Annotated in this window: 7 protein-coding genes and 1 pseudogene; 5 read left to right on the forward strand and 3 right to left on the reverse strand. The window is 60.3% G+C overall.

From position 1 onward, the window contains the following. Together NN5_RS23020 and NN5_RS23030 are read right to left on the reverse strand one after the other, a co-directional pair. Positions 1–547: SPFH domain-containing protein (locus tag NN5_RS23020; RefSeq protein ID WP_067738821.1), on the reverse strand; the 547-nt coding region annotated here is incomplete at its 3' end. Between the two features lie 596 nt (positions 548–1,143). After that, on the reverse strand, positions 1,144–1,920 hold the full coding sequence (locus NN5_RS23030; protein ID WP_013833423.1) for an IS110 family RNA-guided transposase: 777 nt from the start codon (positions 1,918–1,920) through the stop codon (positions 1,144–1,146). 131 nt (positions 1,921–2,051) lie between these two features. On the opposite strand from NN5_RS23030, the gene NN5_RS23035 reads away from it, so the two are divergent. Genes NN5_RS23035 through NN5_RS23045 form a run of 3 tightly spaced genes read left to right on the forward strand, consistent with a single transcriptional unit; the run spans position 2,052 to position 5,646 of the window. After that, a complete protein-coding gene (locus NN5_RS23035; protein ID WP_013833425.1) occupies positions 2,052–3,281 on the forward strand; it encodes a site-specific integrase in 1,230 nt (409 codons plus the stop codon). Then, positions 3,278–4,645, forward strand: a complete 1,368-nt coding sequence (locus NN5_RS23040; RefSeq protein WP_013833426.1) for a tyrosine-type recombinase/integrase — start codon at positions 3,278–3,280, stop codon at positions 4,643–4,645. Before NN5_RS23035 ends, NN5_RS23040 begins: the two co-directional genes overlap by 4 nt. Continuing rightward, positions 4,642–5,646: a site-specific integrase gene (locus tag NN5_RS23045; protein ID WP_013833427.1), complete on the forward strand. Its 1,005-nt coding sequence runs from the start codon at positions 4,642–4,644 to the stop codon at positions 5,644–5,646. Before NN5_RS23040 ends, NN5_RS23045 begins: the two co-directional genes overlap by 4 nt. 111 nt (positions 5,647–5,757) lie before the next feature. Here the strand turns inward: NN5_RS23045 and NN5_RS23050 are convergent. Beyond that, positions 5,758–6,009 (reverse strand): annotated as a pseudogene (locus NN5_RS23050) (IS110 family transposase); the annotation flags it as partial. Between the two features lie 116 nt (positions 6,010–6,125). Between NN5_RS23050 and NN5_RS23055 the strand changes: the two are divergent. Further along, positions 6,126–7,490: an IS1182 family transposase gene (locus NN5_RS23055; RefSeq protein WP_051010057.1), complete on the forward strand. Its 1,365-nt coding sequence runs from the start codon at positions 6,126–6,128 to the stop codon at positions 7,488–7,490. 515 nt (positions 7,491–8,005) lie between these two features. Then, on the forward strand, positions 8,006–9,133 hold a 1,128-nt coding region (locus NN5_RS23060), incomplete at its 3' end, for a porin (RefSeq protein ID WP_169801045.1).

Consider the following 9,133-nt stretch of genomic DNA (forward strand, 5'->3'; position numbering starts at 1 on the left):
GCGCGATCGCACGAACCATCGATTCGTCGATGTCGACGTGCTTGATCTCGACATTCGAAACCTTGATGCCCCAGGCATCGGTCTGGCCATCGAGTATTGCCCGGATGTCCGTGTTCAGCTTGTCGCGCTCAGCGAGCATCTCATCAAGATCGTGCTTGCCAAGGACAGAGCGCAGCGTGGTCTGCGCGAGTTGGCTCATAGCGTAGATATACTGCTCCACCTGGATGATGGCGCGCTCCGCGTCGACCACATGGAAATAGATAACGGCATTGACGTGAATTGAGACATTGTCACGCGAAATAAGGTCCTGGGTTGGCACATCTAGGACGATCGTACGCAGGTCGACGCGAGCCAACGTCTGTAGAAATGGAAAGACGATAATTAGTCCTGGGCCTTTGACGCCGGCGAAGCGGCCGAGGGTAAAGACCACAGCTCGCTCATATTCGCGCAGGATACGAATCGCGCTCGCCAAATACACTGCGACGATGGCAATACCCACGATCCAGACGATAGAGTTGCCTGTCAGGGCAATCGAATCGGCTGTCATAATACGTTCCTTTCCCGAGTTGTTCGTGAGGCCTGTCGTTGCCCACGGTCGCGCAAGCTAGGGCGCCGCCCTGGAGAAATCTTTGATGGAGATTGAACTCCAAGACTGCCCAACGTCATGACTCCGATCGGCGTTCAGCAGGAGCGACCGGAAAGTTTGCGAACCGACCGAAGCCGGAAGTCGCCCGACGATTTCAAGCCGGACAGGACACGAACTGATCGCCTTGAACTACTCTTGATCCACAGCGAGAAGAATGGGTCCGGGTCGGCGATCTTCCGTGCAGTCGGGGCGCGTGGCATCAGGTGCAAGCTTGGGGTCGTTGAAAAAGTCGCACCGTTCTGATTCATGTGTGGACGACCCCTGTTGGGCAAGGGGAAAATTGACGCGTTGATCTGAGCCGGGTCAGGTTCATTCATGTGTCCGGCCTATTCGCGCGGCGCAAAAGGCCGCTGGCCATGATGGTGTCGGTGGACAGGATCCTCATCACTGTGGCGCGCTATGATGCGCGGTGAATCACTCAGGTTGTTCCCATCCCCGGCAAGCCCCGGATAAGCATCACGCGTGTCGTTCTCTCCTGCCCAAACTGGTTTACGCGTTCAGGCGATCTTCGGCCCTGCGCGATAATTTTCGTTCCGCACCATGACCGCCCAGGCGATCCGCGCCATCTTGTTGGCGACCGCGACTGTCACCAGTCTCGCTGGCTTTCGCTCGAGCAGTTGATTTGCCCAGATGCTGATGGTCGTTGCCTTGCGGCGGGTGTAGCGGACGACGGCGGTTGCACCGACGACGAGGAGATGGCGCAGATAGCGATCTCCCATTTTCGATATCGCGCCCATCCGCTCCTTGCCGCCAGAAGAATGTTGCTTTGGCACGAGCCCCAGCCAAGCGGCGAACTGGCGACCCGACCGAAAGATGCTGGCGTCGCTGACGGTCGCAACGAGCGCGGTGGCGGTGATGAAGCCGATACCGGGAATCGTCTCCAGGCGCTGGCACGCGGCGGTGGCGCGATGCCAGGCCATCAGTTCGATCTCGATCTGACGTATCTGTTGGCTCAATCCATCGATCATGCCGGCGATCAGCAGCAGCGTTTGCCGCGCCAGTTCTGGTATCGCTGCGTCGCCCGCTTTGAGAGTGTCGATGAGTCCGCGGACATGAGCGCAGCCTTTAGGCGCCACGATCCCGTACTCGGCCAGGTGCGCGCGTAGCGCACTGACCTGGGCGGTCCGCTGCCGGACCAGCAGGTGGCGCGCACGATGTAACATGAGCACGCTCTGGGCATCCGCCGACTTGATCGCAACGAAGCGCATCGTCGGTCGCCTCACCGCTTCGCAGATCGCTTCGGCATCGGCCGCGTCGTTCTTGTTCCGCTTCACTAATCACGAGGTGCCCATAATGCGGAGGAGCGCTGCCTGATTGGCAGATTTCCGCCGTCTTAGGGACCGGTTGCTTTGCATTATTCCGTGCCGAACCTCTGCGGGTCAATCGACCAACAGAGGAGCCGCCAATGCCGGATAACCGTCACGAACTCATCGCTGCGCTCAATTTCTCGCTTGTCAGCCAACGATACAGCCCGGTCGTGGTGAGGAACTACTGCACCTACGCATCGGGATTTCTCGATGATCTGGAACAGCGGGGCATCCCGGTCTCGAACGCGACTGACGTGCAGGTTGAGCGATATCTGCGGCACGTGATCGCTCTGTTCGAAAAGCAGCGTGGTCGACGCCCCAGCGCGCGCTGGCACGAGGTTCCACGCTCCGGCATTCACGCGCTGCTCCGGCTTGTTCACGGCCAATGGCCACCAGCTATCGAGCCTACTTGCGCGGCCGATGAGGTCCGATTTTCAATCTGCGCCGAATACGAAATCTGGCTGCGTGAGGAGCGTGGGTTGGCTCGCGCGAGCATCGCAGCGTTAATATGGGAGGCCCGGAACTTCCTTGCCTGGCAGTTCGATCACGGAATCGACGGCTTGGCGGGTCTGAGCGTCACTGACGTTGACCGTTATATGGATTTGCGCGCGCCGAAACTGACGCGCTGCTCGCTGAAGTCCGTGGCGGAACGGCTTCGCTCACTGCTACGCTACCTCCACATCACAGGTCGCGTCGCGACGGACCTGTCGGGGCACGTGATAGCGCCAATGCTATATGCATATGAAGGAGTACCTTCGGTCCTCGACCGCGGACAGATCATCGCCGTGCTGGAGAGTGCCAAGAGGGACAAAACACCGGCAGGGTTGCGGGACCATGCAATCCTGCAACTCCTTGCGATTTATGGATTGCGGTCAGGCGAGATCCGCCATCTCCGGATCGAGGACATCGACTGGCGAACGGAAACCATCCACGTTCGTCACAACAAGACGCGAGCCAGCACATTGCTGCCTCTGCTTGCGCCGGTCGGCGAAGCGGTACTTGCCTATCTGCGTTCTGGGCGTCCCGAGACCGACACCAGGGAAATCTTCATCCGCACGCGTGCGCCCTATCGCATGCTCGACAAGCTCTACAGTGCGGTTCGCCGGCGGCTCCGTGACGCTGGCGTCCAACCGCCTGGTAAGTGTGGCCCCCATATCTTCCGTCATGCACGCGCGGTCGAAATGCTGCGGGCCGCTGTTCCTCAAAAGGTCATCGGAGACCTGCTCGGACACCGTTCGACAGGATCGACAGCGCCCTACCTCAAGCTTGCGACCGAAGACCTCAGGGCCATTGCGCTCGACGTGCCGGGAATGGAGTTGCTGCCATGAGCGCCCGCTGGCCCGATCCCGACCGCGCGATCATTGACCGCTTTGTTGCGAGCCTTGATCTGCACAGCACGAAAAGCCGAACCGGCTACGCCCAGGTCTTGCACGGCTTCCAGGATGTCGCCGAACGTTACCACGTGCTCGATCAGGAGGTGCTGCTGGTCTGGCTTCGAGAATCGGCCGTGCGCCGAGCGTCGGCCACGCTCTTGCACCGCACCCGCATCGTTGATCGGTTCCTCGAACGCCTGGTGGAAATCGGCGCGCTCCAATGCAATCCCGTCGCCGACCTGCGCGATGAATGCAGTATCAAGCAGTGTATGCCGATCTGGCAGGCCTTGGCGTCGCGAGATCCGGATCAGGCTCTTGCCGAACTGCGCCAGCCCAGACCGTTCGGCAGCGTGCTGGGCGAAATGATGGTCGAGCATGTCGCGATGATGCGGCGCAGAGGATACAAATACACATCGCAGCCCCTGTTGCTCCTGCGGTTCGACCGGTTCCTGCAGTTGCATCCGGGACCGGAAGCCGAACCGTTTAGCGCCATGATCGATCGATGGGCGGCAACGAATGTCACGAGGCACCACGTGGAGGAATGTGAAAAGCTCCAACGCGTGTTCGCGAAAATCCTTCGTCACCGCGACCCGTCGATACCTATGCGGCGACCGGATCCAAGACCGAGGAAGGAGGCCGCGAAACAATGGCGAAAGCCCCATATCTACTCGCCTGCCGACGTGCGGCGGATGCTCGATGTCGCACGAAACTACCCGTCGCCGCGGGCACCACTTCGCCCGCAAAGCATGTACACCATGCTGCTCCTCGCCTATTGCGCGGGCTTGCGGCGCGGCGAGCTTGCCCGTCTCGATCTTGGTGACGTCGACCTGCAGTCGGGTACCATCACCATCCGGCAGACGAAGTTCTTCAAGACCCGCATTTTGCCGCTACCCGACAGCGTTTTAGTGGAGCTTCGGGCCTACGTCGATGCGCGGCAGCGGGCCGGTGCATCACAGGACGCGCGTTCCGGTCTGTTCTGGCACGAGCGCGGCGATGGCCATTACACGCCGGAAATGATCACGTGGCTGCTCTCCGACGTCATACGCCGCGCCGGGTTGAAACCATCGCAAGGAAAAGCAGGCCCGCGCGTGCATGACCTGCGTCACTCGATGGTCGTGAATAGAATCCTCGAATGGTACCGAACGGGCACCAATCCGCAGGATCGCCTGCCGTTCCTCGCGACCTATCTCGGCCATCGGGATATCAACTCTACCCTGGTCTACATCACCGTGACGCAGGAGTTGCTGCATTACGCAAATGAGCGGTTCCGGGCAGTTGGCGCACAATGCCTCAGCCTGGGACAGGAGGCGCAGCCATGAGCAAGGCCGACCCGTTCCCGAACCTGCTGCGCGCGTTCTTCTACGAATGGCTGGTCGAGCAGCGTAACGCGTCCATCCATACGGTTCGATCATACCGTGACACCTGGCGTCTGTTACTGCGGTTCATCGCGCAGCGTGCTGGAAAGAAGGTGGCTACGATCACGCTGGCCGATCTGGCCGCCAGCGAGGTTGCCGCGTTCCTCGGTCACGCCGAACACGAGCGCGGCGGTACGATCGGCACGCGCAACTGCCGGCTTGCCGCGATCCGGAGCTTCTTCCACTTCGTGGCCACCAAGGATCCCGCGTCGATCGCGCAATGCGTCGAAATCCTCCATATCCCGATCAAGCGGGCTCCGCTGGCGGAACCGAGCTATCTGGATCCGGCGGAAGTGACGGCGATCCTCGCTCAGCCAGACCGTTCGACCGTTGAGGGCATGCGCGATCATGCGCTGCTCTCGTTCCTCTACAACAGCGGCGCACGAATACAGGAATCGCTCGACCTGTGCCCCGAAGCGATCCGGTTCGAAAGCCCGAACTGCGTGCGCCTAATCGGCAAGGGGCGGAAGGAACGTATCTGCCCGCTCTGGCCGGAAACAGCCATGTTGCTGAAGAAGCTGCTTGAACGGCAACCACGGGCGCCGGACCAGAGACTGTTCGTCAACCGCTATGGGGAGCCGCTCAGCGCCTCAGGGGTCCGCTTCAAGCTCGCCGCCTACGTGAAGGCAGCGGCCATAACCGTGCCATCACTGCGGGCTAAGCATGTTACGCCCCACGCCTTCCGACATGCCACCGCCGTGCATCTCATCTCAGCGGGCGTCGACGTTACAGTGATCCGAAGCTGGCTCGGTCATGTGAGCCTTGATACGACCAACCACTATGCCCGGGCCAATCTGGAAACAAAGCGAAAGGCACTGGAGAAGGTTGCCGTTCCGAACATGCGCGGCGGCCAGCCATCGTGGAAGCGCGATGCAAGTGTGCTCGCCTGGCTGGACACGCTCTAAGATAATGCGGAGGAAACATGGACAGAAACGGCGGAAATCCGCCAATCAGGCAGCGCTCCTCCGCATTATGGGCACCTCGTGATTAGTGAAGTTATGCGCACCTTCGCATAATTTTACATAGGCCTTCACATAAGCGGGCGGCATCAGCTTCACCTCATGGCCCAGGCTTTGAAGCTGTCGCGCCCAGTAATGTGCAGTCGCGCACGCCTCAATGCCAATCAGGCACGGCTCAAAGCCGCCAAGCACCGCCAGCAGCTGATCCCGCCGAACCTTCCGGCGCAATACCGGCTGCCCGGCGTCATCGACCCCGTGAAGCTGGAAAACGTTCTTGGCGATGTCGAGGCCAATCGTGGTAATCTGCATGCGGACGGCTCCTTCCCGTTGATGGTCGCTGACAGCATCATCCTGGCACGAATCGATGCCGTTGGGTCGGGGGCCGTCCACCTCATCACTGTGTCGAGGCAGTGGGAGATGGCATCATGCTTGGTCGCAAGGAGCGGGGTCAGCTTGAGCTTTTCATTACGGGGTCGCTTCGTCAGCTGATCCCGGACGATCATGTCCTGGCGCGGGTGGACCGGGTTCTCGATCTGAGATGGCTGCGCGACGAGGTCAGCGACCTTTACTGCGCTGACAATGGCCGTCCCGGTATCGATCCCGAGGTTGCGGTCCGGCTGATGCTCGCCGGGTTCCTGCTTGGTATCGTGCATGACCGCCGGCTGATGCGCGAGGCGCAGGTGAACCTGGCGATCCGCTGGTTTTGCGGTTTCGCGCTACATGAGCCGTTGCCCGATCATTCTTCGCTGACGCGCATTCGTCAACGCTGGGGGGCAGAGCGTTTCCGCCTGATATTCGAGCGCACGGTTCAGGCCTGCGTCGCGGCCAGGATCGCGACCGGGGAAGTCGTCCATATCGACGCCTCGCTGATCCGAGCCCATGTCAGCTGGGACTCGCTGGCTGTTCGACATGTCGAGGCGGTCACCGAGGCGAACGACGAAACGCTTTTCGACGATCGCAAGAAGGGCAGGTCAAAGAAGGTTTGCGTCACCGATCCCGACGCGACCATGGCGACCAACGGCCGCAACCGCCGACTTGAGCCGGCCTACAAACAGCACACCGCCGTGGACGATGCCGCCGGCGTCATCGTCGATGTCGAGGTTGCGACCGGTGAGGAGAACGAGGGTATGGCTGTGGCCGCACGGCTTGATGCCATCGCCGCAACGACCGGCGCGGCGATGGCGGTTGCCACAATGGATGCCGGTTATGCCTATGCCAAAGTCTTCCGCGCGCTTGAGGATCGCGAGATCGAAGGTGTGGTTCCGGCCAAGGCCGAGCCGCCGCCGGGCAAGGTCATTCCCACCCGTCGCTTCAAGTTCGATGCGCGTCACAACATCGCTCGCTGCCCGAGAGGCAAGATCCTGCACCCCAGGGGCAAGCTTCAGCGCGGAGCGTTTCAGCATTTTCATGCCAATGCCAAAGATTGCGCGGCATGTCCGCTCAAAACCCGCTGTGTCAGCCCGTCACGTTATGGCCGTGTGGTCGTGTTCAATGTCAATCACCCATCATTGCTACGGGCGCGGCGTAAACGGTTACGGTGGGGTGAGCGAGAAGAACGGCTCTATCAGCGTAACCGTTGGCGGGTCGAAGGCGTCCATGGCGAAGCCAAAACCTGGCATGGTCTTGCGCGTGCCGTGCGGCGCGGCCTCGATAACATGCGCATCCAGGCATTCCTCACCGCCACCGCGATTAACCTCAAGCGGCTCGCAGCCGCCCTGATTGCGCTGATTTACGTGGTTTTGAACACCCATACGCGCCGGAAATTGCTGAACAGCTTCGGTATCGCTTGATCGTGCGGTCCAGTCGCAAAACTCGTGACATTGGCAGGCCATCCGCCGCAGATCGACGATAACGGGGCTTTTTCAACGACCCCAAGCTTGCACTTTATCCTGGCTTAAACCAGATCCGTGATTGGCGTCGCGAAGTGATCGCTATGCCCGGTCCGGACGGTCTCTATGCGCGGCTGTCCGATTGATACTTGTTCAATTTCGCGCTTCGTGAGGGGGTAGCCAAATTCTCTAACCTAGATCAAGGACCGCTTGGCCTCGGCATGAGATTCCCAAACTGAGTTGAGCTTCGATCGCGAGGCTAACCCAGACCAGACCCCACAGGGAACAACATGTGCACCAGATCGGACGGAATTGACACCAACCGGCTTGCCCGGCACAGGAATCTGGATGACGGGGAGAGCCGGAGCGCGAAGCTTTCCAGGTTCATTGCCATACCCTTGGCAGGATTCGTGCTGATCGGGCCAATACCGGCGATTGCCCAGACCCAACCCTCGATTACCGATCTGGAAAAGCGCGTGGAAGCGCTGGAAGCGCAAGTCAGGCAAGCGGCGCAAGCCGAGCAGGAACTGCAAGCTCTCAAGGCCCAACTTGCCCAACTCGAAAGCAGGACAGCGAAGGCGGAAAGCGATGCCTCGCAGGCCCAGAGCACGGCAAATCAGACGCAAAGTGACGTGACGAGGGTTGCTGCGGTCAATCGTACGCCGCCTGACGACAATTCGCTGATTCAGTTTCAACTCACCGGCTCGGTGGTCGCTGATTTTTCGGCGAACGACGCCCCCGGTTCGCACAGCTCATTCGGGGGAGCCAAATTCCTGCCGATCTTCCTAGCAAGCTATGGGGACAGGCTATTGTTCGAGGGACATATGGAAGTGTCTTCGACGTCGGACGGTCAAACCGACACCTCCCTCGAATATGCCCAGTTGGACTTCCTGGTGAACAAATGGCTCACGGTCACCGCCGGCAAGTTTCTGACGCCCGTTGGCCAGTTCCAGCAATCATTGCACACGCCCTGGATCAACAAGCTGCCAACGCGGCCGGTCGGTTTCGTCGAAGACGGCGGTGATGAGCCCTTGTCCGATATCGGCATCATGGTTCGCGGCGGTTTTCCGGTAGGTTCCATGAAGGCGACCTATGCCGCCTTCGTCGGCAACGGGCCGCGCATGGGCGATGCTGGACCGGTTCTCAAAGGTTTCGGCGGTGACGACAATTCCGACAAGGCCTTCGGCGGGCGTGTGAGCATCTTTCCCATACCCCATCTCGAACTCGGCCTGTCTGGCATGCATGCACGGATCAAAGGAATGCAGGCCGTGTCCGGCACGGTTTCGCAAGCAGACTATGCGCTGATCGGCGGTGATTTCGCATTCACGAAGGGCTATTGGGATATCCGCGGTGAATATATCCATTCGCGCCTTGATGCGATCACCAGTGCCTTGACCCCGGGTGATCTCCTGCCAACCGACATTCCCAGGACGACATGGAACAACTGGTATGTTCAGGCAGCCTATCGGCTCGCCGGGATTTCCGACAATCCGATCGTCGCGAAGATTGAGCCCGTCGTCCGCTACAGTCAGCTTCGCGTCAATGGCTTCTCCGGCTTCCAGGAGAATGAGGAAAAGCGCTGGTCAGCTGGGCTCGACTATTGG

Source organism: Novosphingobium naphthalenivorans NBRC 102051, assembly GCF_001590985.1.
In the GTDB taxonomy this organism is placed as follows: Bacteria; Pseudomonadota; Alphaproteobacteria; order Sphingomonadales; family Sphingomonadaceae; genus Novosphingobium; species Novosphingobium naphthalenivorans.

Coding starts and splice junctions, on each gene's coding strand:
- NN5_RS23035 (WP_013833425.1), top strand. CDS start 2,052: ATGCCGGATAACCGTCACGAACTCATCGCTGCGCTCAATTTCTCGCTT.
- NN5_RS23040 (WP_013833426.1), top strand. CDS start 3,278: ATGAGCGCCCGCTGGCCCGATCCCGACCGCGCGATCATTGACCGCTTT.
- NN5_RS23045 (WP_013833427.1), top strand. CDS start 4,642: ATGAGCAAGGCCGACCCGTTCCCGAACCTGCTGCGCGCGTTCTTCTAC.
- NN5_RS23055 (WP_051010057.1), top strand. CDS start 6,126: ATGCTTGGTCGCAAGGAGCGGGGTCAGCTTGAGCTTTTCATTACGGGG.